The 25,655-nt window shown below is 67.6% G+C and carries 22 protein-coding genes; 10 read left to right on the top strand and 12 right to left on the bottom strand.

Annotation, left to right across the window (positions count from 1 at the left end; all coding sequences use genetic code 11):
• Positions 1-217: 217 nt before the first annotated feature.
• The 4 genes from RTW82_RS29935 to RTW82_RS29920 are packed head-to-tail and all read right to left on the bottom strand — an operon-like array spanning position 218 to position 2,537.
• Positions 218-652, bottom strand: a complete 435-nt coding sequence (locus RTW82_RS29935; protein WP_263403554.1) for a hypothetical protein — start codon at positions 650-652, stop codon at positions 218-220.
• A 23-nt stretch (positions 653-675) separates the two neighbouring features.
• On the bottom strand, positions 676-1,140 hold the full coding sequence (gene sixA, locus RTW82_RS29930; RefSeq protein ID WP_316927359.1) for a phosphohistidine phosphatase SixA: 465 nt from the start codon (positions 1,138-1,140) through the stop codon (positions 676-678).
• Positions 1,137-1,484, bottom strand: coding sequence for a DUF4389 domain-containing protein (locus RTW82_RS29925; RefSeq protein WP_021220688.1), 348 nt, complete (start codon positions 1,482-1,484; stop codon positions 1,137-1,139). The genes sixA and RTW82_RS29925 overlap by 4 nt, the downstream gene beginning before the upstream one ends.
• 30 nt (positions 1,485-1,514) lie before the next feature.
• Positions 1,515-2,537, bottom strand: a complete 1,023-nt coding sequence (locus tag RTW82_RS29920; RefSeq protein WP_043246165.1) for an NAD(P)H-dependent glycerol-3-phosphate dehydrogenase — start codon at positions 2,535-2,537, stop codon at positions 1,515-1,517.
• Between the two features lie 320 nt (positions 2,538-2,857).
• Between RTW82_RS29920 and RTW82_RS29915 the strand changes: the two genes are divergently transcribed.
• The 4 genes from RTW82_RS29915 (at position 2,858) to RTW82_RS29900 (ending at position 8,576) form a co-directional block, all read left to right on the top strand.
• Positions 2,858-4,786, top strand: a complete 1,929-nt coding sequence (locus tag RTW82_RS29915; RefSeq protein ID WP_021220690.1) for an ATP-binding protein — start codon at positions 2,858-2,860, stop codon at positions 4,784-4,786.
• Positions 4,787-4,995: 209 nt separating this feature from the next.
• Complete coding sequence (gene fabA / locus RTW82_RS29910) at positions 4,996-5,511, top strand: 3-hydroxyacyl-[acyl-carrier-protein] dehydratase FabA (RefSeq protein WP_021220691.1); 516 nt, start codon at positions 4,996-4,998, stop codon at positions 5,509-5,511.
• A gap of 11 nt (positions 5,512-5,522) precedes the next feature.
• Positions 5,523-6,740: a beta-ketoacyl-ACP synthase I gene (gene fabB, locus RTW82_RS29905; RefSeq protein ID WP_316927358.1), complete on the top strand. Its 1,218-nt coding sequence runs from the start codon at positions 5,523-5,525 to the stop codon at positions 6,738-6,740.
• 33 nt (positions 6,741-6,773) lie between these two features.
• Positions 6,774-8,576: a methyl-accepting chemotaxis protein gene (locus tag RTW82_RS29900; RefSeq protein WP_410478877.1), complete on the top strand. Its 1,803-nt coding sequence runs from the start codon at positions 6,774-6,776 to the stop codon at positions 8,574-8,576.
• 146 nt (positions 8,577-8,722) lie between these two features.
• Here the strand turns inward: RTW82_RS29900 and RTW82_RS29895 are convergent, their stop codons facing one another.
• The 6 genes from RTW82_RS29895 to RTW82_RS29870 form a co-directional block, all read right to left on the bottom strand.
• Entirely contained in the window at positions 8,723-9,454 is a 732-nt protein-coding gene (locus RTW82_RS29895) for a hypothetical protein (RefSeq protein ID WP_316927356.1), read from the bottom strand.
• A 91-nt stretch (positions 9,455-9,545) separates the two neighbouring features.
• The gene (locus RTW82_RS29890) at positions 9,546-12,371 is read right to left on the bottom strand and encodes a PAS domain S-box protein (RefSeq protein WP_316927355.1); all 2,826 of its coding nucleotides are present in this window, start codon (positions 12,369-12,371) and stop codon (positions 9,546-9,548) included.
• Between the two features lie 190 nt (positions 12,372-12,561).
• Positions 12,562-13,296, bottom strand: coding sequence for a response regulator (locus RTW82_RS29885; RefSeq protein ID WP_316927354.1), 735 nt, complete (start codon positions 13,294-13,296; stop codon positions 12,562-12,564).
• A 156-nt stretch (positions 13,297-13,452) separates the two neighbouring features.
• Positions 13,453-14,823, bottom strand: a complete 1,371-nt coding sequence (locus RTW82_RS29880) for a DUF1329 domain-containing protein (RefSeq protein WP_316927353.1) — start codon at positions 14,821-14,823, stop codon at positions 13,453-13,455.
• A gap of 55 nt (positions 14,824-14,878) precedes the next feature.
• Positions 14,879-16,834, bottom strand: a complete 1,956-nt coding sequence (locus tag RTW82_RS29875) for a DUF1302 domain-containing protein (RefSeq protein ID WP_316927352.1) — start codon at positions 16,832-16,834, stop codon at positions 14,879-14,881.
• 480 nt (positions 16,835-17,314) lie between these two features.
• Complete coding sequence (locus RTW82_RS29870; protein WP_111263454.1) at positions 17,315-17,779, bottom strand: DUF3859 domain-containing protein; 465 nt, start codon at positions 17,777-17,779, stop codon at positions 17,315-17,317.
• Positions 17,780-18,393: 614 nt separating this feature from the next.
• On the opposite strand from RTW82_RS29870, the gene RTW82_RS29865 reads away from it, so the two are divergent.
• Complete coding sequence (locus RTW82_RS29865; RefSeq protein ID WP_316927351.1) at positions 18,394-18,735, top strand: hypothetical protein; 342 nt, start codon at positions 18,394-18,396, stop codon at positions 18,733-18,735.
• A 187-nt stretch (positions 18,736-18,922) separates the two neighbouring features.
• Here the strand turns inward: RTW82_RS29865 and RTW82_RS29860 are convergent, their stop codons facing one another.
• Complete coding sequence (locus tag RTW82_RS29860; protein ID WP_316927350.1) at positions 18,923-19,954, bottom strand: amidohydrolase family protein; 1,032 nt, start codon at positions 19,952-19,954, stop codon at positions 18,923-18,925.
• Positions 19,955-20,045: 91 nt separating this feature from the next.
• On the opposite strand from RTW82_RS29860, the gene RTW82_RS29855 reads away from it, so the two are divergent.
• The 4 genes from RTW82_RS29855 (at position 20,046) to RTW82_RS29840 (ending at position 23,883) form a co-directional block, all read left to right on the top strand.
• Positions 20,046-20,936, top strand: a complete 891-nt coding sequence (locus RTW82_RS29855; protein ID WP_316927349.1) for an ABC transporter substrate-binding protein — start codon at positions 20,046-20,048, stop codon at positions 20,934-20,936.
• Positions 20,937-21,065: 129 nt separating this feature from the next.
• Positions 21,066-22,454 (top strand): methyl-accepting chemotaxis protein, encoded by a 1,389-nt coding sequence (locus RTW82_RS29850; protein WP_021216873.1) that lies wholly within the window; start codon positions 21,066-21,068, stop codon positions 22,452-22,454.
• A 78-nt stretch (positions 22,455-22,532) separates the two neighbouring features.
• Positions 22,533-22,952: an OsmC family protein gene (locus RTW82_RS29845; protein WP_021216872.1), complete on the top strand. Its 420-nt coding sequence runs from the start codon at positions 22,533-22,535 to the stop codon at positions 22,950-22,952.
• Positions 22,953-23,019: 67 nt separating this feature from the next.
• Positions 23,020-23,883: a pirin family protein gene (locus RTW82_RS29840; protein WP_316927348.1), complete on the top strand. Its 864-nt coding sequence runs from the start codon at positions 23,020-23,022 to the stop codon at positions 23,881-23,883.
• Here RTW82_RS29840 and RTW82_RS29835 read toward each other — a convergent pair.
• Complete coding sequence (locus RTW82_RS29835; RefSeq protein WP_031286840.1) at positions 23,880-24,680, bottom strand: AraC family transcriptional regulator; 801 nt, start codon at positions 24,678-24,680, stop codon at positions 23,880-23,882. The genes RTW82_RS29840 and RTW82_RS29835 overlap by 4 nt on opposite strands.
• Before the next feature lie 85 nt (positions 24,681-24,765).
• Between RTW82_RS29835 and panB the strand changes: the two genes are divergently transcribed.
• Positions 24,766-25,596, top strand: coding sequence for a 3-methyl-2-oxobutanoate hydroxymethyltransferase (gene panB, locus RTW82_RS29830; RefSeq protein ID WP_316927347.1), 831 nt, complete (start codon positions 24,766-24,768; stop codon positions 25,594-25,596).
• The last annotated feature ends 59 nt before the right edge of the window (positions 25,597-25,655 follow it).

Genomic DNA, 25,655 nt, shown 5'->3' with positions numbered 1-25,655 from the left:
ATCGATGGTTGTGCGGAGATTGCGTCGGCCCGATCGAGGCGGCGCAGTGACGTGTTTCGCGGAAGGAAACACGTCAACTCGCGGTTGCAGGAACGCTCGAGCACGCCCGGTATGAGCGCCCGCATCGAACACATACCCATGACTCCTACAGCATGGGTTTCGTACCTCTACCCATCCTACGAATCATGGCGACGCGCCCGTCCAACCGTAGCCCGAATCAGTTCGAGGGGGAGATGAACCAGGCTTCCAACCCGGGTTTGTCGGTCTGCTGGCCGGGGCGGTAGATATAGCCGGAGACCCGCGCGTAGTTATCCCAGTCGGTGCGCCAGAGCATGGTGCCCTGGTACTCCTGGCCGTTGCGCTTGAAGTCGATGCGCAGCCCCGAGGCGCCATCCACCAGCTCGGAGTCCTCGAAGTGCGCCTTGCCGGTCCAGCTTTCCTCGCCCACGGTCCAGGCCAGGGAGAGTTCGCCCTCGTCCTGGTAGATGTCCAGCTCGCCGGTGTAGGGCTTGCCGGTGTCGATGTCGCGGCCGACGATCCAGTAGTTGCCGACGAAGAAGGACGCGTCGGGATGGTCCGCCGCCTGCACGGCGGAACCGGTGAACAGGGGTACCAGCGCCAGCAGGGCGCGGAGGGTGATGCGTCTGAGCATGGGGGTCGTCCTTGAGGGCGGGGTCAGATCCGGTGGGCGTGGTGCAGGGAGCGCAGTTCCATCAGCCCCGCCAGGGCCATGTCGCCCTCCAGCTCGGCAAGGCTGGCGGTGCCCATGGGCAGCGGTTGCTGGCGGTGGCCATGGAGCAGCAGGCCGGCGAGTTCACCGACGAAGGGGTTGTGGGTCACCAGCAGCAGCTCGCCCTCCTCTCGCTCGGCCAGTTGCGCAAGGGCTTCGCGCGGGTCGCTTTCGGGCGTGAGCCAGGGCAGCGTGATGATCGAGCCCTGGAAATCCAGCGCCTCGCGCACCAGTTCGGCGGTCTGCTGGGCTCGCAGGTAGGGGCTGGCGATGATCCGCTGCAGCGGCCGGCCGGCCAGGCGTGCGGCGGCATGCAGCACTTCCTGGCGGCCATTGCGGGTCAGCGGGCGCTCGGCATCGGTGGCGGCGCGGGGTTCGGCCTCACCGTGGCGCAGTAGCCACAGCCTCACAGCTTGGGCTCTTCGTCTCGTACCGGGTGCGGCGCCGGCGGCACCGAATGGGCGGCCTCGCCTTCCGGCGCGCGCGGTGCGGGCCAATCGGCGAAGGGCCAGGGCTTCTCTTCGGTGTTGAAGGTGCCGAAGCGGCCGATCTGCATCAGGTACTGGCTGAGGCTGTCGCCGAAGCCCATCAGGCCGCCATTGGGCGCGCCATAGAAGGCGCGGTAGCCAAGCTGCGCCAGGACCACCACGCCGAGGACGATCTCGGCCAGTTGCCAGACGACGACGAAGATCAGCATCCACAGCACGCGCAGCAGGATGGACTCGCGCTGCAGGTCTTCGCGCTCTTCACTCATGGGAATCTCCTTGTCCTTGATCGGCAGGGCTCAGAAGCCGCTGGTGGGAATGAAGTCGACGTCGGTCTTGGGCTCGGCGCGCATCAGCGCTTCGATCACCTGGGCCAGCGTACGCCCCTCGAAAAGAATGGCATGCAAACCCGCGACCAGCGGCATATACACCTGCAGCTCTTCGGCACGGGCCTTGAGCACCTTGAGGGTGTTGACGCCCTCGGCCACCTCGCCGAGGCGGGCGACAGCGTCTTCCAGGCTCAGGCCTTCGCCCAGGGCATGGCCGACCTGGTAGTTGCGGCTCTTGGGCGAGGAGCAGGTGACGATCAGGTCGCCGACGCCGGCCAGGCCGAGGAAGGTCATGGGGTTGGCGCCGAGCTTCACCGCGAAGCGGGTCATTTCCGCCAGGGCGCGGGTGATCAGCATGCTCTTGGTGTTCTCGCCCATGCCCAGCGCGGCGGCCATGCCGGCGATGATGGCGTAGACGTTCTTCAGCGCGCCGCCCAGCTCGACGCCGAAGCGGTCGGCACTGGCATAGACGCGGAAGGTCTTGCCGTGCAGCGCGGCCTGCACCTGCTGGCACAGCTCGGCGTCCTCGCTGGCGACCACGGTGGCGGTCAGCGCATGGTCGGCCACTTCGCGGGCCAGATTGGGACCGGACAGCACGCCGATGCGCGCCTCGGGGGCGATGTCTTCGAGTATCTGGCTCATCAGCAGGAAGCTCTGCGCCTCGATGCCCTTGGTCAGGCTGACCAGCATGCGGCCCTTCAGTTGGCCGGCCACCGGTTCGAGCACCTTGCGCAGCGCGCTGGAGGGGATGGCGACGAAGATCAGCTCGCAGCTGGCGAGCACCGCATCCAGGTCGGTGGTGGGCTCGACGCCGGGGTGGATCTTCACCCCCTTGAGGTAGCGCGGGTTCTCGCGGTTGGCGCGGATCGCCTCGGCCTGCTCCGGGTCGCGCATCCACTGCTGCACGCTCTTGCCGTTCTCGCCCAGGAGGTTGGCGATGGCGGTGCCGAAGCTGCCGCCGCCCAGCACCGCGATCGATTGCTGTTGAGTCATAACCAGTCCATGTAGAGCCATCGGGGATGGCGGGTTGCGCGCATTATACGGAGGGCCGAGCGACCAGCCAGTCTCAAACTCGCCATCTGCCACTGGTCAAGTCCGAATCCAGGCACGACAATCCAGCCCTCTATGACCGCAGCGGACGAACGAGGTGCCACACCCGCCGCGACGGATGCCATTCGACCAGAGCGCAGGCCCAGCTAGAGTTTCACCATGCCATCACCTTTTCCATGGACGAGCCTGTCACGAGGCACACGGATGATCCGCCGCCCAGCCCTCCCCCGCTCCACCGCCAGCGCCTGTGCCGGGAGCTGCCGATGAGCCTGCGCCGCGGCTGGGACATCCACACCCGTACCCAGCTGATCAGCCTGGGCCCGGCCCTGCTGCTGACGCTGCTGCTCACCGGCTTCTTCACCTTCGCCCGCCTCCAGGACCTGCGCCAGGAGCTGAACCACACCGGCCAGCTGATCGCCAACCAATTGGCGCCGGCCGCCGAATACGGCGTGATCGCCGGCAACCTGCCGGTACTCGAAGGCCTGCTCAAGGCCACCCTGGACACCCCCCACGTGCGCTTCCTCGAAGTGCGCGACCGCGAGGACAACATCCTCGTGTATGTCGAGCAGCCCGGCAGCCTGGATCGCGCCGGGCCCCAGGTGGAAGTGTTCCACGCGCCCATCCGCATGCAGCAGATGAAGCTGGACAGCGAAACCCTGTTCCACAGCGAACGCAGCAACGGCAAGCTCGCCAGCGGCTACCTGGGCCGCGTGGTAGTGGGCATGTCCAACGATGCGTTCAGCAGCCGCCAGCAGGAAATCCTCCTCAAGGCCACGGTGCTCGCCCTCTTCGCCCTGGTGCTCACCTTCCTGTTGGCGCGGCGCCTGGCCACCCGGCTGTCGCAGCCCATCAGCGCCATGGGCGAGGCGGTGGAGGCCATCCAGGGCGGCAACTACCAGGCCAGCCTGCCGGTGGTGGACGAAGGCGAGCTGGGCGACCTGGCCCGGCACATCAATAACCTCGCCAGCGGCCTGGACAAGGCCAGCCGCGAGCAGCAGCAAGCCATCGACCAGTTGATCACCGCCCGCGAAGAGGCCGAGCAGGCCAACCGCGCGAAATCCGACTTCCTGGCGATGATGAGCCACGAGCTGCGCACGCCCATGAACGGCGTGCTGGGCATGCTGCAACTTCTTGAAACAACGGAACTGAACCAGGAACAGGCCGAATACGCCGCCCTGGCCGCCGAGTCCACCGAGCACCTGCTCAAGGTGATCAACGACATCCTCGACTTCTCCCGCATCGAGCGCGGCGCCCTGGAGCTGGAGCGCATCTCCTTCAACCTGCTGGAGCTGGTGCAGGGCTCGGTGCAGGTGTTCCAGCACAGCGCCTCGCAGCGCGGCCTGGCGCTGACCCTGGAGACCCAGGAAGGCCTGGAGCAGATCGAGGTGCAAGGCGACCCGACGCGCATCCGCCAGATCCTGGTCAACCTGGTGGGCAACGCGCTGAAATTCACCGAGGACGGTGGCATCCGCGTGCTCACCCAATGGCAGCCGCTGGACGACGAGGTGCTCTGGCTCACCTGCGCCGTGCACGACAGCGGCATCGGCATCCCGCCGGAACGCCTGGAGCACATGTTCGACGCCTTCCAGCAGGCCGACAGCTCCATCTCCCGGCGCTACGGCGGCACCGGACTGGGCCTGCCCATCGCCCGCACCCTGGCCGAGCGCATGGGCGGCACCCTGCGCGCCGAGAGCCTGGAAGGACGAGGCTCGATCTTCACCCTGGAAATCCCTCTGCCGTTCCGCCAGCAGGAGCACCGCGCCAGCCAGGGCAACGGCAACGAAGCCAGCAACGGCGCGGGCCAGCAGGTGCTGCTGGTGGAAGACAACCCGGTCAACCAGACGGTGATCGAAGCCATGCTGCGCAGCCTCGGCTACCGCGTCAGCCTGGTGGGCGACGGCGCCCAGGCGGTGCAGAGCGCCTCGCGGCAACACTTCTCGGCGATCCTCATGGACTGCCGCCTGCCGGTGCTCGACGGCTACGAAGCCACCCGACAGATTCGCAAGATGAATGGTGGCGCCCGCACGCCGATCATCGCCCTCACCGCCAACGCCCTGCAGGGCGACCGCGAAGCCTGCCTGGAAGCCGGCATGAACGACTACCTGGCCAAGCCCTTCAAACGGGCCGACCTGCAGCGCGTCCTGCAGCGCTGGCTGGGCGGCGCGACGGATTGCCCCCCCGACCTTCGGTGAGTGGGCAACAGTGCTAAAGTGCGGCAGGCTTGCGTCACAAAAGCGCCAGGGCAAAGGCGCAAGCGTCCCTGATTCAAGTGAACGACTGTACTCTGTGACTTTCACCGCAACGCAACAGTCTATGACTAGTCTGCCGATTCGACGCCTGTGCGCGCGGCGGTGTGGACGTAATGCCAAGCCCTGCGTACGGGGACCATTGAGGAGCTCGCATGACAAAACAAAACGCCTATTCCCGGGAAGATCTGCTGCGCTGCAGTCGCGGTGAGCTGTTCGGCCCCGGTAATGCGCAACTGCCCGCCCCCAACATGTTGATGATCGATCGCATCGTCCATATCAGCGAAACCGGCGGGAAGTACGGCAAGGGCGAAATCGTCGCCGAGCTCGACATCAACCCGGACCTGTGGTTCTTCGCCTGCCACTTCGAAGGCGATCCGGTGATGCCGGGCTGCCTGGGCCTGGACGCCATGTGGCAACTGGTCGGCTTCTACCTCGGCTGGCAGGGCAACCCCGGCCGCGGCCGTGCCCTGGGTTCGGGCGAAGTGAAGTTCTTCGGCCAGATCCTGCCCACGGCGAAAAAGATCACCTACAACATCCAGATCAAACGCACCATCAGCCGCTCGCTGATCCTCGGCATCGCCGACGGCACCGTCAGCGTCGATGGCCGCGAAATCTACAGCGCCGAAGGCCTTCGCGTCGGCCTGTTCACTTCCACTGACAGCTTTTAAGGGTTATCCGCATGCGTCGCGTCGTGATCACCGGCCTGGGCATCGTTTCCTGCCTGGGCAATGACAAGGAAACCGTTTCTTCCAACCTGCGTGCAGGCCGGGCCGGCATCCGCCACAACCCGTCCTATGCCGAAATGGGCCTGCGCAGCCACGTTTCCGGTTCGGTCGACCTGAACCTCGAAGAGCTGATCGATCGCAAGATCTTCCGCTTCATGGGCGACGCCGCCGCCTACGCCTTCCTGGCGATGGAACAGGCGATCCAGGACTCGGGCCTGCAACCCGAGCAGATCTCCAACCCGCGTACCGGCCTCATCGCAGGTTCGGGCGGTGCCTCCACCGTCAACCAGATGGAAGCCATCGACACCCTGCGCGAGAAGGGCGTCAAGCGCATCGGCCCATACCGTGTGACCCGCACCATGGGCAGCACCGTATCCGCCTGCCTGGCCACCCCCTTCCAGATCAAGGGCGTGAACTTCTCCATCTCCTCCGCCTGCGCCACCAGCGCCCACTGCATCGGCCAGGCCATGGAGCAGATCCAGCTCGGCAAGCAGGACGTGGTCTTCGCCGGCGGCGGTGAAGAAGAGCATTGGAGCCAGAGCTGCCTGTTCGACGCCATGGGCGCCCTCTCCACCCAGTACAACGACACTCCCGAGAAGGCCTCCCGCGCCTACGACGCCAAGCGTGACGGTTTCGTCATCGCCGGTGGCGGCGGCATGGTGGTGGTCGAGGAGCTGGAGCACGCCCTGGCGCGTGGCGCCAAGATCTACGCGGAAATCGTCGGCTACGGCGCCACCTCCGACGGCTACGACATGGTCGCTCCGAGCGGCGAAGGCGCGATCCGCTGCATGCAGCAGGCGCTCTCCACCGTCGACACCCCGATCGACTACCTGAACACCCACGGCACCTCCACCCCGGTCGGCGACGTCGCCGAAATCCGCGGCGTGCGTGAAGTGTTCGGCGACAAGGCCCCGGCCATCAGCTCCACCAAGAGCCTGTCCGGCCACAGCCTGGGCGCCGCCGGCGTGCACGAGGCGATCTACTGCCTGCTGATGATGGAAGGCAACTTCATCGCCGGCTCCGCCAACATCGACGAGCTGGACCCGGAAGTGGCCGACCTGCCGATCCTGCGCGAGACCCGCGAGAACGCCAAGCTGGACACCATCATGTCCAACAGCTTCGGCTTCGGCGGCACCAACGCCACCCTGGTACTCAAGCGCTTCTCGGCCTGACGCCCGCGCCGCAAGGCGAACGCAACACCCACCATGCCCGTATCACCGATACGGGCATGGTCGTTTCAGGGCCATGGAAAGTCCCGCCACTACCGTCCCAGAGGCTCGCAAGCCCAGCGAAGCGGTGAAGTTCACGCGTATTCCACAGGGCTTCCTATACTTTTTCCGAGCCTCCCTGGTCCGTCCCGCAGCCACCCCGGAGAAGTACCCATGTTCCTGCGCCAGTTCCCCATCGCGCCACGCGCCGCCTTCGGCTTCGCCATCATCACGTTGCTGCTGGTGTTGACCGGCCTGTTCTCGCTCAACCGCATGTCGGTGATCAACGACGCCTCCACCGAGATCAGCCAGAGCTGGCTGCCCAGCGTGCGCACCATCGCCCAGATCAACCTGTCCCTGACCGAACTGCGCCAGGTGCAGCTCGGCCATGTCCTGGCGACGGATCAGTCCTCCCAGCAGTTCCTCGAAACGCGCATGCGCGAAATCATCGCCCAGCTCGACAAGGCCGAAAGCACCTACAAGGCCGGCATCGACCCGGGCCGCGACCAGCAGCTGTTCGACCGCTACACCCAGGAGCGCCAGGGCTTCATCGCCGGTGTCGACAAGCTGCTCGCCATGTCCAAGGGCGGTGAGAAGGCGGCCGCCACCGAACTGGTCCAGGGCCCGCTGCTGGACAACTACCGCACCACCCTCAAGGCGCTCAACGAACTCTCCGACTACAACACCCAGGGCGCCGACGCCGCCAACACCCAGGCGGACGAGAACTACGCCAGCGCCACCACCGCCGTCATCAGCGTGCTGGTGATCGCCGCACTGATCACCGTCGTCCTCGCCTGGGCCCTCACCCGCAGCATCACCCTGCCCCTGAGCGAAGCCGTGCAGGCGGCCGGCGTGGTGGCCAGCGGTGACCTTACCGGGCGCATCGACACCGCCGGCAAGGACGAACCGGCGCAGCTGCTCACCGCCCTGTTGCGCATGCAGCAGCAATTGCGCGGCACCATCCAGCAGATCGGCACCTCCGCGACCCAGCTGGCCTCCGCCGCCGAGGAGCTCAACGCGGTGACCGAGGAAGGCAACCGCTCCCTCACCCGCCAGCACGACGAAATCGAGATGGCCGCCACCGCCGTCAACGAGATGACCGCCGCTGTGGAAGAGGTCGCGCGCAACGCCAGTTCCACCTCCGACGCCTCCCGTGCCTCCGAGGAATCGGCGCAGGACGGGCGCGACCGCGTGCAGCAGACGGTGCAGGCGATCCGCAGCATGAGCCAGGAAGTCGCCCACACCTCCACCCTGGTGGAAGGCCTGGCCGACCGCGCACAAAGCATCAGCAAGGTGCTGGACGTGATCCGCGCCATCGCCGAGCAGACCAACCTGCTGGCCCTCAACGCCGCCATCGAGGCCGCCCGTGCCGGCGAGCAGGGCCGAGGCTTCGCCGTGGTCGCCGACGAGGTCCGCGCCCTCGCCCACCGCACCCAGGAATCCACCCGCGAAATCGAGCAGATGATCGGCAGCATCCAGAGCGGCACCGGCGAAGCCGTGGGCGCCATGAACCAGAACGACCAGCGCGCCCGGCAGATGCTGGAAATCGCCGAAGCCGCCGGCCGCGCCCTGGTGGAGATCACCGAGCAGGTCAGCCAGATCAACGAGCGCACCCTGGTCATTGCCAGCGCCGCCGAAGAGCAGGCCCAGGTGGCCCGCGAAGTGGACCGCAACCTGGTGAACATCCGCGACATTTCGGTGCAGACCGCCACCGGTGCCAACCAGACCGCCGCCGCCAGCCACGAGCTGTCGCGCCTGGCCGTGGAGCTCAACGGCATGGTCGCGCGCTTCACCGTCTGATCGCGCCCGCAAGACTCATTGCCAGGGAGACGAAGGGCCGGCTGCAAACGAAGAACCCCAGCACCTCGCGGTGCTGGGGTTCTTTCGTATCGGCAGCGCACGCATCCAGGCTAGAGCCTCGACGCAGGGCGGACCGGGCGGTCCACTTAGGCGGCACGCACCGGGTCGATCGGTGCCCCGGCCTTGCGCGAGGCCACCAGCACCGGACGCCGGGGGTGGCTCGCTTCAGGTTGCTTGGCCCCCTCCTGCGGCTGGCCATCGAGCACCCGGCGCCGAACCAGGTAAACACCCAGGCTCGCCAGCAGCGCCAGCACCAGGTGGGTGACGCTCAGCTCCGGCGTGGCCCACGCCAGCAGCAGCACGCCCAGGCTCAGCGCATCACCGCGCTGGCGGCACCATTCCTCGCGCGCCTCATCGCTGCCCTCGTCGGCCAGGCCGAACAGGCGCCGCGCGGCGGCATGCAGGCCGCCTGCGGCCAACTGGTCACTGAGCAGCACCCCATAGAGCAGCAAGGCCCCGCCGAAACCGAAGGCCGCCGCCAGCACCTGGCGCAGCGCCGGGTTCTGCAGACGCCATGCCTCGCCGCTCAGCGGCTGCCACAGCACCAGCAACGCCAGCGCCGCCAGGCTGAACAGCAGTACCCGCCCGTTCTGGGTAACGCCGCGGCTCGCCCAATAGACCAGGCCAACGGCGACGAGCAGTGCGAAATCGACGGCCAGCGCCCAACCAGGCACCAACAGCGGCTCGCCGTCGAGACGGGCCGGCGCCCAGGGAAGATTGGCCACGAAGGCGATGGAAAGGCTGAACGCGGCGAGAAAGACCAGGTAGCTGATAACGCCGAAGGTAAAGGTCGCGGTACGTCCGAGTGTGCTGTTCATGATGCGGTCCTGCCAGGGGTCTGGGGCTGCAGGGCTCTGCAGTCAGGGCCAGATTGCCGCCCCCCTGTATCTGCCCGATGGCAGTAACCGCTCAGTTTGTTTCAGTCTGGTATCCGTGGCCTGCCGCCGGCAGCCAGTTGCGCAACAGGCGATGCAGGCGCGCCTGGTCCAGCGGCTTGGTCAGCAGCGCCTTGACGCCCTGGGCCTGCACCTCCGCCTCCACCAGGCTGTCGCTGAAGCCGGTGTAGAGCACGATGGGCAAATCGGCCCGCGCCGCCAGCAGGCGCCGCGCCAGTTGCAGCCCGGTGAGGCGCGGCATGCTCTGGTCGAGGATGACGAAGTCCCAGGCATAGGCATCGGCGCAGAGCTGCCGGCTGGCCTCCTCCGGGTCGCCGAACAGTTGCGCGGCCACGCCCCAGTTGGCCAGCAGCTCGCCCATGAACTCACCGACCACGGGGTCGTCGTCCACCACCGCCACCCGCCCGCGCAGGGCCGAACGCGGCGGCAGCGCCTCATGGCAGGCGATGACGTTGAACGCGGCCTCCGGCGCCTGGTGATGGGCCGGGATGAGGATGCGGAAGGTGGCGCCCTGCCCCGCCGGGCTGTCCAGCTGGATGTGGCCGCCGTACTCGTGGACGATGCCGTGCACCATCGACAGGCCCATGCCGCTGCCCTGGCCGCTGGCCTTGGTGGAGAAGAACGGCTCGAAGATCTGCGCCCGCAGCGCCCCGTCGATGCCCGGCCCGCTGTCGCTGACGGTGAGGGTGACGAACTGCCCGTCGATGCGCTGCTGGCACGAGGCGCACACGTCCGCCTGCACCTGCACCTGGCCCAGCCCCACCTGCAGGCGCCCCGCCCCACCCATGGCGTCGCGGGCGTTGATGCACAGGTTCATCAGCACCTGCTCCAGCTGCACTGGGTCCACCAGCACCGCCGGCAGGTCGTGGGCCAGGCGCGTCTCCAGTTCCACCGTGGCCGGCAGAGTGGAATCCACCAGGCGGATGAAATTGCCCAGCAGCAGGTCCAGCGCCACCACCTGGGGCGTGCCCCGACTGCCACGGCTGAAGGTGAGCATCTGCTGGATCAGGTCGCGGGCCTTCTCCGCCGAGCGCTGCACCCGCGTGAGGTACTTGCCCAGGAGCTCGTCATGGAGGGATTCGGCGTGCTCCTGGGCCATCACCGTGTAGCCCAGCATGCTGGTCAGCAGGTTGTTGAAGTCGTGGGCGATGCCGCCGGTAAGGTGCCCGATGGCCTCCATGCGCTGGGCCTGGCGGAGCTGTTGCTCCAGGCGCGCCTTTTCCTCTTCGGCCTGGCGCCGCTCGGTGATGTCGCGCAGGTAGCAGATGTAGCGCGGGCCCTCGTCGCCGCGTACCTGGGTCAGCGCCAGCTCGGCGGGGAACTCCTCGCCCGAGGCACGCTGGGCGACCACCTCCATACGCTTGCCGAGGAAGTCACCGGTGCCGGTCTGGGCGTAGCTCTCAAAGGCGCGCTCGTACACCTCGTGGAAGCGCTCGGGGATGATCAGCTTCAGCAGCCACTGACCCAGGGCGTCGTCACGGGCGATGCCGAAGCAGCGCTCGGCCGCCGGGTTGAAGGCAAGGATGCGCCCGGCGCGGTCCATGCCGATGAAGCAGTCCAGCGCCGTGTCGGCGATGGCACGGTGTTGCTGCTCGCTGGTGCGCAGGGCCTGCTCGGCCTCCTTGCGCTGAGTGATCTCGCGGCAGAACACCAGGATGCGGTCGACGCCGGACAGGGTCACGCGCTTGAGCGAGACGTCGTCCCAATGCAGGCTGCCGTCGCGGTTGCGCCGGTGCCACTCGAAGCGCTGCGGCTCGCCGGCCGCCGCGCGGGCCAGGAAGCCGGCGGCATGCCTGGCCGTGTAGGGCTCGTAGCCGGCGCTGAAGGCGTCCATGTCCAGCCCGAGCATTTCCTCGTAGCTGTAGCCGACGGTGGAACAGGCGCGGGGGTTGGCGTCCACCAGTGCGCCGCTGTCGATATCCAGCACCAGGATGGCGTCCTCGGAGCCGGCGAAGATCGCCCGGTAGCTGGCCTCCGCCTCCAGCCGCTCCATCTCCGCCGCCGCCCGCACCGAGAAGATGCGCAACACCGACTCGGCCCGCTCGCGCTCCTTCATCGGCCCCAGGCGTCCGGCGGCGATCAGCCCCAGCGGGCGGCCGTCGCTGGCGAACAGCGGGTAGCCGGCGAAACTGTCCACGCCCGAGGCGCGGAACACCGCATCCCCCGGGTAGCACTCCAGCAGGTTGCTGCCGACGAAGTGGAAGGCCTTGCCCAGCACGTCGCTGCAGGCCGTGCCTTCCAGGTCATAGGTGGAGTTGGCACGCAGCTCGCCAGCGTAGTACATGGCCAGGGTGGTGAGCTTGTGCGGGCCCTCGTCGCTGATGCGGCTGACGTAGGCGAAGTCGGCGTGCAGCGAACGCACCATGTAGCGGGCGATGGCCTCGAATACCTCGTTGCCGGTAGCCGCCGAGATGCCCAGGGCGACGTAGCGCAGCACCTCTTCCACGCTCTTTCGCGAGCTGATGTCGGTGGAGATGCCGCACACGGCGGTGACCCGGCCCTCGCTGTCGAACAGCGGGAACTTGCTGGACAGGTAGGTGCGCACCACGCCGTTGAACGGCAGGCGCTCCTCGAACTCCTGCTCCTGGCCCAGCTCCGCCACCTTGAGGTCGTTGGCGCGCAGCACATCGGCCAGTTCCCTGGGGAAGTACTCGTGGTCGGTGTGGCCGATCACCTCCTCCGCACGCACCCGGAACAGCTGCTCGAAGGCACGGTTGACCAGGCGCAGGCGGCCTTCCAGGTCCTTCACGTAGATGACCGCGCTGCTGTTGTCGACGATCTGGCGCAGCTGGTGCTCGGCGGCGCCATCGAACAGCGGGCGGGGTGCCGTCTGGCTCATCGGAAGGCCTCCACGAGCCTGGGTGATGGCTGGAGTATAGAGAGCCGGCCCCGGCCTTTTGAGGGGGTACAACGCGGTTGAAACAATTGAAACAAAGGCGGCCAACCGGCGTCCTGAAGCTGCGGGGAACACCGGAGCTTCGTGAGCAGAGCTCGCTCCTAGGGAGAGGTTGGCGGAGAGGCCGGGAGAATCAGCCCGGCACGAACATGTAGCCCACTCCGCGCAGGGTGCGGATCACCTGGGGTTTGTCGGGGTCGGTTTCCAACTTGCGGCGCAGGCGGGCGATGCGGATGTCGATGGAGCGGTCGAAGGGGTTCCAGTCGCGGTTCTGGGTGAGGTTGAGCAACTGGTCGCGGGACAGCGGCCGGTTGGGGCGCTGGGCGAAGGCCTGGAGCAGGTCGAACTCCATGGCCGTGAGGGGGATTTCCGTACCGTTGCCGTCGAACAACTGGTGGCGGTCCAGGTCCAGGCGGCAGGCGCCCAGTTGCAGGCTGTTGCCGGCGTCGACAGGGGCAGTGGGAGCCGCGGTGGCCGGCACCCGCTGGTAGCGGCGCAGCACGGTCTTGACCCGCGCCAGCAATTCGCGCGGGTCGAAGGGCTTGGCCACGTAGTCGTCGGCCCCCACCTCCAGGCCGATGGTGCGGTCCACCGGGCTGCCGGCACCGGAGACCATGATCACCGGCAGGTCGTGGTGCTCGCGCAGGTAGCGGGCCAGGCTGAGGCCGTCCTCGCCGGGCAGGCCGACATCCAGCAGCACCAGGTCCGGCAGGCCGGCGGCCAGTGCCGCGCGCATGCCGGTGCTGTCGCAGGCCGGCTCCACCTGATAGCCGTGGCCACCCAGGTAATCCTGCAGCAACTCACGTATCTCGGCGTCGTCGTCCACCACCAGAATCTTGACCTGCCCGGCCATGGGTCCCTCGCTCATCGGTCAATGCGAACGCGGGGAATATAGCGCGCCGTTGCGGCGACGAGCAGCCTCCCGTTCGAATGACGCAACGAACCACAACCGTAGCCCGGGCTTCAGCCCGGGAGCGCAGACGATTCCGCTCCCCGCGTTGAAGCACGGGCTACATGCACCCCGTCAGCGCGAGGCCTTGCGTCGCAGTGCGGCGGGGTTGAAGGCGGCGTCACCCGGGGAGGGTTTGCTGAAGTCCACGGTGCCGGCCTCTTCGTTGTCCAGCCACTGCACGCCGTAGCGGCGCGCCTGCAGATCGTGGAAGGTATCCAGCGCGGTCCACACGGTGGGCAGCTCGTAGAAGTTCTTCAGGTAGGCCAGGGAGACGCGCCAAAGGTCGCCGCGGCCGTCGTACTGGTCCACCACCGCCGCGCCCCAGCTGTCCTCGTCGAGGTAGAGAGTGCGCTTGGAGTAGATGTGCCGCGCGCCGGCCTTGAGCTTGCCTTCCACCACCCAGACGCGGTGCAACTCGTAGCGGGTGTATTTCGGGTTCACGTGGCCGGGCAGCAGCAGGTCCTTGTACTTCACCTCGGGGCTGGTGATCTTGTAGTTGTTGTAGGGGATGTAGATTTCCTTCTTGCCCACCAGGGTCCAGTCGTAGCGGTCCGGCGCACCGTTGTACATGTCGGTGTCATCGGCGGTGCGCAGGCCGTCGGTGGACTCGATCGGCGTGTCGTAGGCCAGGGTCGGCGCGCGGCGCACGCGGCGCTGGCCGGGGTTGTAGCCCCAGGCCTGGCGCGGCTCCTTGACCTGGTCGAGCATCTCCTGCACCAGCGCGCCATTGCCGGCCAGGCGTGCCGGGGCGGTGGTGAAGGTCATGTAGTAGAACAGGGTGTTCTGCAGGTCGGCGTAGCTGCCCTTGGGGTCATAGAAACGGAACAGCGCCTCGTCCTCGGAGGTGACCAGGGAGTAGGCGCCGTTGCGCTGCACCCCCGCCTCCGCCGAGCGCCGCACGATGTAGGTGCCGCGGTAGCGGGTGATGTGGTTCCAGATCGCTTCCAGGCCGTTCTGCGGGATGGGGAACGGGATGCCGCCATAGGCGTCGGCGAAACCGTTGCCGCCATTCAGCAGCTTGCCCGTAGTGGCGTTCTTCAGGGTGTTGTCGTAGACCCACTGCGGCGCCGAGCCCGAGCGCCGGGTCGGGTAGACCGGCATCTGGAAGCTTTCCGGGTAGGCGTTGAACAGGGCGATCTCGCCGTCGGTGAGGTTGGCCTTGTACTGCTCGAGGTTGGCCTTGGTGATGGTGAACAGCGGCTGGTCGGCAGCGAAGGGGTCGATGTGGTGCTGGCCCGAGCCCTTGTAGCCTGCCGGCGCCTGGGTGATGCCGCCGGTCCATGCGGGGATGGTGCCGGCGGCGTTGCCGGCCCGCTCCGCGCCCAGCGGGGTGAGGGTCGACTTGAGCGTGGCGGCCTGCTCGGCGGAGACCGCGGCCAAGGCGTCGGTGGCGCTGCCGGCGAGCACGATGGCGGCCAGCAGCAACGAGTATTTCTTCAACATGGGTTGCATCTCCCTGTCTTGTACGGCCCGGCGTTCTGCCGCCGGGCGCTCGGCATCAGAACGAATACTTGGCGGTGAGCGAGACGTTGTCGCGGTCGCGGGTGCTGTTGTTGCGCCCGGCGCCGTAGTACTCGGTGTACTGCAGGCCCACCTCGAAGCTGTTCAGGTAGGTGGCGTCGATCCCCAGGGTGTGCGCCTTGCGGCCTTCGATGAAGTTGCCGGTGCGGTCCGAGTTGCCCTGGAAGTCGTGCTGGAAGACGGCGTACGGCGACAGCTTCACCCCGGCGTAGACGTCGTTCCAGCTGCCGGACACCAAGAGCGTGTAGCCGTAGCTGTCGCGGCTGATCTGGTCGCTGTCGGTGGTGCGATCGTCCTCGTAGGCCTTGTCGGTGGTGCTGGAGAACTTGCGCACCGAGCCGTCGAAGGCGGTGTACTTCAGGCTGCTGCCACGGATGTGCTGCGAGGCCACCTCGGCGACGCCGATCACCGAGTCGAAGCTCAGCGCCGGGCCGAAGTTGTAGATGGTGGACAGGGAGAGGTTGTAGGTCTCGGCCCGCTCGTAGTTATCGAAGATCGAGCTGCGGCAGAGCTGCTTGCCGGAGACGGCTGCGCACGCGGCATCGTTGGCGACCCCGGAATTGACCAGGTCGGAACCATTGATGCCCTGGAGCAACAGGTCGCTGAGCAGGTCATCGGTGGCGGAAATGGCGATGGGCGCATTGGGCCGGTAGGCGATCTCGCCGGAGACGGATGCGTCCCCCAGCGTGGTGTTGAAGCTGAAGCCGTACATGCGGATGTCTTCGACATAGCGGCGACGGGCCTGGGCGTTGCTGGCCAGGTCGAAGGTCGCCAGCGCGCCGGCATACTCGGGCGGCAGGCTGTTGCCCGCCAGTGCACCGCCCAGGGTGGCCAGGTCGACGCCCTGGTAGCCGTTCAGGTCGATGGCGATCTGCGGTTCCTTGGCGTGGTAGTTGACGAAGTAGAAGCCGAATTCGGTGGAGTTCAGTTCCTCGGCTATGTAGCGGAAGGCCACGCCGAACTGGCCGCTGTCGTCCGCCTGCAGGTCCTTGCCGATATTGGCCACCTTGAATACACCGGTATCGCCATTGAGGTAGGCGTTCGGGCCATTGGCGCCGTTGCCGAGCAGGCCGGCACCAGCGAACAGGTCATACAGGGGCATCAACGGCGCCAGGTCCGTCGAGGTCGTATAGGCCGTATGCCCCCCATCGGCGAACAGGTCGGTCTCGGAGAAGTAGGTGCCCACCGGGTCCAGGCGGGTCTCCTTCCACTTCCACTGGTAGAAGGCTTCCATGGACAGGTTGTCGGTCAGGCCCAGGTTGAAGCTCAGCGCCTCCATGGGCACCAGCACTTCCTTGAGTTCGGAGCCGGGCAGGTGGAACTTGGCCGCGTCCACCGGGTTCACCGTGTTGACCCCGCCGCGGTAGAACACGCCCTCGCCCCAGTTGATCACCTGGCGGCCCACCTTGGCGCCGAGGGGCATGGCGCCCACATCCCAGCTGCCGTAGAGGTAGGCGTCGAGGATCTCGCCCTTGCGCCCGGCGATGTGGCGGGTGTCCTGGGTGAAATGGTCGTCATCGGGGAAGGACTGGCTGGGCCGCTCCACGCCACCGGTGGTGCCGTAGTAGTCGTTGCGCTTGTCCATGATCTGGGTGTCGTAGTACGCCGTGCCCCGGACGAAGGCGCCGTAGTTGTCGTACTTCAACGAGAGGTCGGAAGTGGCCTTGTACACCTCCGATACCAGGCCGGTATCGAAGTTGCGGTTGCCGTCATCGGCGTTGATGTCGCTGATGTTGTCCGCGTCGCGCCCCTGCACCCGCCACATGGCGCCGTAGGAGAGCGTGGTGTCGATGGAGCCGCTGAGCTGGTTGTCCAGCAGGCTGAACTCGACGGCCTGCGCGGAGCCGGCGATCAGCAGCGGCAACAGCCCGAAAGCTGCCCCCGCCTGCAGGGGCCTGCACCCGATCGCGGATAAGCGGATATGCCTCTTCATAGCAAACGTACCTCCCTTGACGGCCAAGATTTCTGGGCTGGATCTATGTCCGGCCCTTTTGTTGTTTTCTCTCGGCTGCGGAGCGGCGTCCGGGCAGTTCAGGCAGGCCTCGGCGGCGCTCTCGCAGGTATCCATCTTCGTCGCGGGAATGCACGCCGGCGACGGTCACGCTGTTGTTCTTGTAATGAGCGGGAATCGTTAATTGGTACGATAGTGCATGCAAGGTAACAAAGTGTGTACGCACTGCCAACCGTCCATTTCAGCTAGAAACGGTATATTTTCAAGAAAGAACTCACGGGAAAATGCCGCTTAAAAGCAGCGCGGCCGGTGATAAGCGGCCAGCGCCCTCTTCCATCGGCTGAGCCGCCCGAGCAACCGCGCAGCCCGCGTCGGCAGTGGGCAAGGGGTGAATCGCGGCCGCCGCCCGCCAAAACGAAAAGACCCGGCGCATGGCCGGGTCCCGTTCGACGCGAGGGTCGATCAGCGCACGTCGAAGCGCTTCTCGGCCAGCAGGCGGTCGCCCTGGAACACCAGGAAGCGCCACTCGCCGGGGACCACTTCGTGGGTCTCGGTGAACTCGTAGGCCATCACGTCCTGGGGCGCGCCGGGTGCCATCTTCTGGATCACCTCGAACTTGTCGTGGCGCACGCCGTCGGGGGTGGTCACGCCCGGGGTGAGGTACAGCAGGGTCAGCGGGGTGTCGTTCTCGTGCTTGCCCACCAGCTTGTAGCGCATGCCGAACTTGGTGCCGAGCTTCGCCGGAACCTGGTCGGTGGGCAGGATGTTCTGGGTGCTGCTGGTGAGCACGCGCTCACCGGGCTGGTAGTCCTGGTAACGGCTTTCGAATACGCCGAACTCGATCGGCCCTTCGACCCGCACGTCGGCCATCGCCACGCCGGATGCCAGGCCGAGGGCGATCAATGCACTCAGTCGGGTTGCTTTCATGTCTCGCTCCTTGGTTGGGATGGCGCGAGGCTATGACACCTTCATGACTAACTGATGACAGGTTGAGACCCGGCTGCGAGGCTGACCGGTGCGTAGGGTGGATGGCGCTCTTTTAATCCACCGGCGGTGCTGCAGGGAAACACGACTTCCGTAGGTTGGGTTGAGGTACGAAGCCCAACGCGCGAAGTTGATCCCCGCACCGTTGGGCCTCGCTGCGCTCGGCGCCAACATACGGCACGGTGCCGTTGTAGGTCGGGTGCAACCCGGCAAGGACCGTGCACAAGGGCAACCCTGCGGGCTGCTTGGCGACTGAAGTCGCCCCTACGAATGTGCCGCCTGAAAATTCCTACGTGGCAACTGCATTGCCGGCCTACAAGAGGCTTGGCTAGGGTTCCCGCCGTTGTGCCCCTCGGGGCACAACCGGGTGTGGAAGCCCGCTACATAGCCAATCAATCGCCATAGCGACATGCAACACGTCGGCAGTCTATGGCGGACTGTGCGAGCGGGCTTCGGCCCGGCCCGGTTTTGATTGGCCCGGTACTTCCACACTCGCACGGTCCGCCACCCTTCAAGGATTCGGTGGCGGCTCCCCAGCCTATGGACGGAGCATTGCCATGTCCCTTCCCCAGATCACCCCGCGCAATTTCCTGCGCTACCGCCGCCAGTTGCGCGCCTTTCTCGTCGGCCACGAAGCCTGGTTCTCCACCCGCGACCTGCGCCGCCTGCTCAACACCGATATCCACGAGCGCCTGCTCGCCAACCTCTGCGACGACCAGCGCCAGCGCGTGCACCTGCGCACCGCCAATGGCGGCTTCGAAGAGGAAACCGTGGTGAGCGAATCCGGCCTGCACGCCCTGCTCTTCACCTACTGCTACCACCCGGAGAATCGCAACCTGCGGCGCTGGGTCAGCCAGGCCGTGGTACCGGAGCTGTGGGCCTCCCGCGCCCTGAGCTGAAGCCCGGGCTACGCACCGTTGTAGCCCAACGCGCGGAACCGAGCCTGGCACCGTTGGGCCTCGCTGCGCTCGGCGCCAACCTACGGCACGGTGCCCGACCGGAACCACGAAACCGACCGTTGCGTAGGGTGGATGACGCTCTTTTCATCCACCGGCGGAGTGGTCGGGAAACACGGTGTAGGGGGCGCTACGGGGCGGCGACATGTTGCAGGTGCTTGGGGTTGCGCGGCAGCACGGCGAGGAAGTTGTCCCGGGCCACGCGCTTGGCGACGTCGGCAGGCAGGGCGTCGAGGAAGGGGTCGTAGGCGCGCAGGTAGTCACCCAGGCCTTCGAAGCGCCCCACCACATCGGAGCCGAGCATGAAGCGCTCGGGGTACTTCTCCACCAGCTTGAGCCACTCCGGGTCGGGCGTGCCGTTCTTGTCCACGAGGTAGGGCTGGAGCACGGTCCAGGAGAGGTCGACGTAAAGGTTGGGGTAGTCGCCGAGCATGCGCTTGAGGGTGGGCAGGAGGAAATCGAGTTTCTTCTGGTGGCGGTGGATTTCCATACTGGTGCCGGCGTGGGCCCAGATGAAGCGCACGTGCGGGTGGTTGCGCAGGGGTTCCTCGATCTCCTGCAGGTACAGCGGGTTGCGCTCGCGCTTGGAGGTGATGTTGGAGTGCAGCATCACCGGCAGGTCGTACTCGGCGGCGAGGTGGTAGATGCGCGCCATGGCCTCGTTGTTGGCGCGCGGGGTGTCGCCGTCGATCAGCGCGGTGAGGTCGTCGTGGCGGGTGAAGACCTCGCCTATGCCCTGCCACAGCCCCGGGTCCAGCTCCAGCATGCGGCGGATGTGCGCGTCGGAGTTCTTGTCGTTGGGGTTGAAGCCGCTGAGGAACGGGTGGAAGCGGTGGCGCTGGTCCTCCGGCAGCTTCTTCAGGGCGGCGGCCACCAGCACGTCGGTGGCGGTGTACCAGTAGGCATCGGCGTCATCGCCAGCGTAGTAGCGCGGGCGCTTGGGCTCGTCCTCGTGCCACTTCTTGGCCACCGGGATGCCGGAGATCATCACGTGGTCGATGGCCCCCGCATCCATGGCTTTCAGCAGTCCCTGCATGCCCTCGCTCTCCTGGAAGAAATCCACGTAGTGCAGGTGCGAGTCGCTGTAGTGGTAGTCCCGCGCCTGGCTGGCGCAGGCACTGAGGGCGAGGATGGCGGCGAGGCAATGGCGGGCGATGGGCAAGGGGCGTCCTCCTGACGATCATTCATGGCAAAGGTAGACCGGCGACACGCTTGGCGGGTTCAGGCGGATGCTCTGATGGCCTTCTGAGACTATGCTGCAGCAGGCCCGCCACAAGAACGCCAACATGCCGCGCTGCGCCTTTCTCCTGCTCTGCTTCGTCGCCCTCGCCTCGAACGCCGGCGAGCGCCTGGTCTATCCCCTGCACTCCAAGGGCGAAGACCCGGAAGCCTACGTGGTCGAGTTGCTGCAACTGGCCCTGGCGCACAGCGGCGGCGACTACCAACTCGAGCCCACCCTCGAACCCATGCCGCAATCCCGCGCGCAGCTGTCCCTGGAGCGCAACGACGGCCGCGTGCAACTGATGTGGACCATGACCACCCGCGAACGCGAAAGCAGCCTGCTGCCCATCCGCGTGCCCATCTACAAGGGGCTGATCAGCTGGCGGGTGTTCCTGGTGCGTGCCGACCAGCGCGACCTGCTCGCCGGTGTGACCCGACGCGAGCAGCTGCAGGCCCTGCGCATGGGCCAGCGCCACGACTGGCCCGACACCGCCATCCTCCAGGCCAACGGGATGAATGTGGTGACCACCCCCGGCTACGAGAGCCTGTTCCGCATGCTCGATGCCGGCCGCTTCGAGCTGTTCCCCCGGGAAGTGGTGGTGGCCTGGGACGAACAGCGCCGCGCCGAGGCCGATGGCCTGCACCTGGCCGTGGACGAGCACCTGGTGCTGCACTACCCGACGGCCTTCTACTTCTTCACCTCGCGCCAGCGCCCCGAGCTGGCCGCCGCCATCCAGCGCGGCCTGGAAGCGGCCATCGCCGATGGCAGCTTCGAGCGCCTGTTCCAGCGCTACCACGGCGAGACCCTGCGCCGCGCCCGGCTCGACAAACGCCAGGTGATCGAGCTGGAGAACCCCGACCTGCCCGCCGCCACGCCCTTCGACCGCCAGGCGCTCTGGTACCGGCCGGCTGCACCCAAGTAGCGCCTGACCGCGTCGACCGACCCGCACCGGTGCAACCCCGCCAGGGCGAGGCCACGGGAGGCGCGGCCCCGCAGTAATGGCACTTCGCTTGCAACACTCCCCGAAAACCGAGAAGAAAGGGAGATCGCCATGCTGCAGCTTCTGCGTCCCGCACGCCGCGCCACGGATGAAGGCGCGCTCGACGCGTTGTTCACCGCCCACGACCTGACCACCCGCCTGCCCGCCGGCAGCCCGCTGATGGGCCGCCTCAACGGCTTCGTCGAGGGCCTGCAACAGCGCATCCGCACCAGCCTCGGCGCCGCCGTCGGCATCGCCGCCCATGCCCCGGAGCTGGCGCGCATTGCCGCTGCCAACCAGCAGAGCGGGCAGCTGCTGGCGCAATCCTCCGAGCTGATCGCCAGCGCCAGCGAAGAGGTCACCACCACCCTCGACGCCGAGCTGGTGCCCGGTGCGGCCGAGGTGGCACGGCTCTCCGGCGACGTTTCCAGCACCCTGCGCCAGTGCCAGCGCAACGGCCAGGACGTGCTGCGCCAGGTGGACGCCATCGGCACCAGCGAGCAGCAGCTGGGCAGCGTGATCGGCAACCTCACCGGCCAGCTGGAGGAAGTCAGCAAGGTGATAGGCGTCATCGCCAGCATCTCCCAGCAGACCAACCTGCTGGCACTCAACGCCGCCATCGAGGCCGCCCGCGCCGGCAGCCACGGCCGTGGCTTCGCCGTGGTCGCCGAGGAAGTACGACGCCTGGCCGGGCACACCACCGACGCCACCACCCAGGTGAGCGGCATCATCGAGCGTTTCCGCGATGGCATGGCGCAGCTGGCCGACGCCGGCGAGCGCATGCACCAGGCGGTGGCCGAGGGGCACCAGGGCATGCTCCAGGTGGGCGCCGGGCTGGACAGCACCCGCGCGGCCATGGACAAGCTGGACGGCCGCGTCGGCCAGATCGCCTCCGGCACCGAGCAGATCGGCCAGGCCGTGCGCTCGATCAACGGCGACGTGCAGAACATCGCCCAGGTGGCCGCCGAGCTGCTGGGCAAGGCCGGCCAGGTGCTGCGCCACAGCCAGGCCGTGCGTGAGGATGGCGACCGCCTGTTGCAGGGCCTGGGCGGCTTCCGCCTGGAGATGCACCGCGACATCCAGCGCAGCATCGAGCGTCTGGCCTGCGAGCCGGCGCTGCTGGGCGACGCGGCCCAGGCCGAGGGGCTGCTGGCCGATACGCTGAAGCGCGATGCGCGCATCGAACTGTTCTACCTGGTGGACCGCACCGGCACTCAGCTCTCGGAGAACGTCTTCGCCCTCGACGTGCCGCACCAGGGCGAATCCTGCAAGGGCCGCAACTGGGGGCAGCGCCCGTGGTTCCGCGCGGTCGCCGATGGCCTCGCCAGTCACATCACGCCGGTGTACCGTTCGTCCGCCACCGACGACTTCTGCTTCACCGTCTCGGTGCCGGTTTTCGGACCCCGTGGCGAACTGCAGCGCGTGCTCGGTGCCGATGTGCGCCTCAGCGCGCTGATCTGAACGGTCACGGGAACACTCAGGAGGTGGGCGGCCTCTAACCAGCAGGACCGCCTACCCAAACCACGCAGAGGACTGCCCATGACCATTACCGTCACCACCGAATCCGCAGACGGCTATCGCCACAGCATCAACGTCGGCGACGAGCACCAGCTGTTCACCGACCTGCCCAAGGCCCTGGGCGGCGAAGGCAGCGCGCCGGAACCCCACGACTATTTCGACGTCGCCCTGGGTGCCTGCAAGGCCCTCACCGTGACCCTCTACGCCCGCAGCCACGACATCCCGCTGACCGGCATCGGCGTCGACGTGACCCACGACAGCAGCAAGGAGAAGCAAGGCCAGTACGGCATGAGCGTGAAGCTGACCCTGCGCGGCGCCCTCACCGATGACCAGCGCGCCACCCTGCTGCGCATCGCCGACAAGTGCCCGCTGCACAAGCTGATGACCACCACCGAGGTGACCATCGAGACCCGCCTGGCCGAAGGCGATTTCAGCCAGTAAGCCTGCCCCTCTGGGCTTCCCGCGTGGACGCGTTATGCTTGCGCCTCCACCGCGCCGGAAGCCCAGCATGAACGACATCCTCACCCTCCGCCCCCGTGCCGAAGAAGTCGCCGGGCTGCCCATCCTCCGCCCCCTGCCGTCGGCCCAGTGCCGCAGCGTCGGCCCCTTCGTGTTCTTCGACCACATGCTCGCCAGCGCCTACCCGGCCGGCCAGGGCATGGACGTGCGCCAGCACCCGCACATCGGCCTGTCCACCCTCACCTACCTGTTCGAGGGCGAGTTGCAGCACAAGGACAGCCTCGGCTCCGACCAGCGCGTGCAACCCGGCGATGTGAGCTGGATGACTGCCGGCGCCGGCGTCGCCCACGTCGAACGCACCCCGGCGGAACGCGTGGCCAGCGGCTCGCGCATCCACGGCCTGCAGGTGTGGCTGGCGCTGCCCCGGGAGGAGGAGGAACGCGCGCCCAGCTACAGCCACCACCCCGCCGCCAGCCTGCCGCAGCAGGACGCCCTCGGCGTGCGCATCCGCCTCATCGCCGGCAACGGCTTCTGCCTGGAGTCGCCGGTACCGGTGCTCTCCCCCACCCTCTACGCCGACGTGCAGATGGAGGCCGGCACCACCTTGCTGGTGCCCACCGAGCACCCACAGCGTGCTGTCTACCTGCTGGAGGGCGAGGTGCTGCTGGACGACCAGCCCCTGGCCATCAACACCCTGACCGTGCTGCCCGAAGGCGTGGAATACAGCCTCGCCGCCTGTGGCAGCGCGCACCTGGTAATCATCGGCGGCGCGCCGCTGGACGGCCCCCGGCGGATGAACTGGAACTTCGTGTCCAGCGACCCGCAGCGCATCGACGCGGCACGCGCCCGCTGGGCCGCCGCCGACTGGCCGCAGGTGCCGGGCGAAACCAGCCGCATCGAACTGCCGCGCTAGCTGCGCAGGCGATTGCCGTAGGCGCCCGGCGTGCAGCCGTAGTGGCGCTGGAACAGGGCGATGAAGGCCGAAGTGGAGTCATAGCCCAGCTCGCTGGCCAGGGTGGTGACGCTCATGCCGTCGGCCAGCAGGGGCAGCGCCGCCAGCAGGCGCAGGCGCTGCCGCCACTCGCGGAACGACAGCTGCGTCTCGGCCTGGAACAGCCGCACCAGGGTGCGCCGTGACGCCCCCACCTGCCCGGCCCACGCCTCGATGCCCCGGTCGTCCGCCGGGTCGGCGCGCAGCGCATCGGTGATCCGCCGCAGCCGCGCATCCCGGGGCAGCGGCAGGCTGAAGGGCGCCGCCTCCAGGTTGCGCACTTCGTCCACCAGCACCCGCAGCAGCCGGGCCTCGGCGCCCTGCTCCGGGTAGTCGCGGGGGAAGCCCGAGGCACGCTCCATCAGCTCGCGCAGCAACGGCGTCACCTGCAGCACGGCGCAGTCGCGCTGGTAGCCGTCCAGCACCGAGGCGTCCAGGTACAGGCTGCGGAATTCGATGGCCCGTTCGCTGTAGGCGGTGTGGCGCACCCCGGCGGGAATCCACAGCGCGCATTGCGGCGGCAGCAGGTAGCTGTGCCCCTCGGTGAGCACCTGCATGACCCCGGCGCGGGCGTAGGTGAACTGCACCCAGTCGTGGCTGTGCATCTCGATGGGGTGGCCGGCGGGGATGTCGAACATGCGCAGGTACACCGGGCGCGGCAGGCGCGGGTACTCCGGGATCGGGGGAATGGCGGGCGGCACTTGTCTCGCTTGCGGCATCGACTGTCCCTTTTGCTCAAGTGAGCGGGAAAACGCCGATGGTAGCCTGCGCCACGCCAATCCGTGCACTGCCCAGGAGTCCCCCATGAGCACCCATGCCCCCATCGCCCGCCTTACGGTCCCGGCCATCCGCCAGCGCAAGGGCGCCGGCAGCCTGGTGTCGCTGACCGCCTACAGCACGCCCATGGCGCGCTGGGTGGATGCCCACGCGGACCTGATCATCGTCGGCGACTCCGTCGGCATGGTGCTCTACGGCATGCCCAGCACCCTGGGCGTGACCCTGGAGATGATGATCGCCCACGGCCAGGCGGTGATGCGCGGCTCCAGCCGCGCCTGCGTGGCGGTGGACCTGCCCTTCGGCAGCTACCAGGCCAGCCCCGAGCAGGCCTTCGTCAGCGCCGCGCGGCTGCTGCGCGAAACCGGCGCCGCGGCGGTGAAGCTGGAAGGCGGCGAGGAGATGGCCGCCACCGCGGCGTTCCTGGTGAACCGGGGCGTGCCGGTGCTGGCCCACATCGGGCTGATGCCGCAACAGGTCAACACCATGGGCGGCTTCAAGGCCCAGGGGCGCGATGCGGCCGGTGCCGAACGGGTGCGCCGCGATGCGTTGGCGATGCAGGCGGCCGGCGCCTTCGCCGTGGTCATCGAGGGCACCGCCGAGCCCCTGGCGCGGCAGTTGAGCGAGGAGCTGGAGATCCCCACCATCGGCATCGGCGCATCCCCCGCCTGCGACGGCCAGGTGCTGGTGACCGAGGATCTGCTGGGCCTGTTCGGCGACTACCAGCCGCGCTTCGTCAAACGCTATGCCGAGCTGGCACCCAGCATCGAGCAGGCGTTGGCTGTCTATGCAGCGGACGTGCGCGCGGGGCGCTTCCCGGAGCCGGGGCATTGCTTTGGCGTGAAGGCTGTTTCGGGGTGAAGCGGCGGTGGGTCGAAGCGGAGCGCTGCCCGGCCCACCCTACGCGACTGCGTGCCGGC

The organism is Pseudomonas sp. zfem005, from assembly GCF_032621735.1.
GTDB classification, from domain to species: domain Bacteria; phylum Pseudomonadota; class Gammaproteobacteria; order Pseudomonadales; family Pseudomonadaceae; genus Metapseudomonas; species Metapseudomonas solani.
The sequence above is the reverse complement of the archived record's forward strand: the minus strand, read 5'-3'. Positions and strand labels throughout refer to the sequence as shown.

Coding starts and splice junctions, on each gene's coding strand:
- RTW82_RS29935 (WP_263403554.1), bottom strand. CDS start 652: ATGCTCAGACGCATCACCCTCCGCGCCCTGCTGGCGCTGGTACCCCTG.
- RTW82_RS29925 (WP_021220688.1), bottom strand. CDS start 1,484: ATGAGTGAAGAGCGCGAAGACCTGCAGCGCGAGTCCATCCTGCTGCGC.
- RTW82_RS29920 (WP_043246165.1), bottom strand. CDS start 2,537: ATGACTCAACAGCAATCGATCGCGGTGCTGGGCGGCGGCAGCTTCGGC.
- RTW82_RS29915 (WP_021220690.1), top strand. CDS start 2,858: ATGAGCCTGCGCCGCGGCTGGGACATCCACACCCGTACCCAGCTGATC.
- fabA (WP_021220691.1), top strand. CDS start 4,996: ATGACAAAACAAAACGCCTATTCCCGGGAAGATCTGCTGCGCTGCAGT.
- fabB (WP_316927358.1), top strand. CDS start 5,523: ATGCGTCGCGTCGTGATCACCGGCCTGGGCATCGTTTCCTGCCTGGGC.
- RTW82_RS29900 (WP_410478877.1), top strand. CDS start 6,774: ATGCCCGTATCACCGATACGGGCATGGTCGTTTCAGGGCCATGGAAAG.
- RTW82_RS29895 (WP_316927356.1), bottom strand. CDS start 9,454: ATGAACAGCACACTCGGACGTACCGCGACCTTTACCTTCGGCGTTATC.
- RTW82_RS29890 (WP_316927355.1), bottom strand. CDS start 12,371: ATGAGCCAGACGGCACCCCGCCCGCTGTTCGATGGCGCCGCCGAGCAC.
- RTW82_RS29885 (WP_316927354.1), bottom strand. CDS start 13,296: ATGAGCGAGGGACCCATGGCCGGGCAGGTCAAGATTCTGGTGGTGGAC.
- RTW82_RS29880 (WP_316927353.1), bottom strand. CDS start 14,823: ATGTTGAAGAAATACTCGTTGCTGCTGGCCGCCATCGTGCTCGCCGGC.
- RTW82_RS29875 (WP_316927352.1), bottom strand. CDS start 16,834: ATGAAGAGGCATATCCGCTTATCCGCGATCGGGTGCAGGCCCCTGCAG.
- RTW82_RS29870 (WP_111263454.1), bottom strand. CDS start 17,779: ATGAAAGCAACCCGACTGAGTGCATTGATCGCCCTCGGCCTGGCATCC.
- RTW82_RS29865 (WP_316927351.1), top strand. CDS start 18,394: ATGTCCCTTCCCCAGATCACCCCGCGCAATTTCCTGCGCTACCGCCGC.
- RTW82_RS29855 (WP_316927349.1), top strand. CDS start 20,046: ATGCTGCAGCAGGCCCGCCACAAGAACGCCAACATGCCGCGCTGCGCC.
- RTW82_RS29850 (WP_021216873.1), top strand. CDS start 21,066: ATGCTGCAGCTTCTGCGTCCCGCACGCCGCGCCACGGATGAAGGCGCG.
- RTW82_RS29845 (WP_021216872.1), top strand. CDS start 22,533: ATGACCATTACCGTCACCACCGAATCCGCAGACGGCTATCGCCACAGC.
- RTW82_RS29840 (WP_316927348.1), top strand. CDS start 23,020: ATGAACGACATCCTCACCCTCCGCCCCCGTGCCGAAGAAGTCGCCGGG.
- RTW82_RS29835 (WP_031286840.1), bottom strand. CDS start 24,680: ATGCCGCAAGCGAGACAAGTGCCGCCCGCCATTCCCCCGATCCCGGAG.
- panB (WP_316927347.1), top strand. CDS start 24,766: ATGAGCACCCATGCCCCCATCGCCCGCCTTACGGTCCCGGCCATCCGC.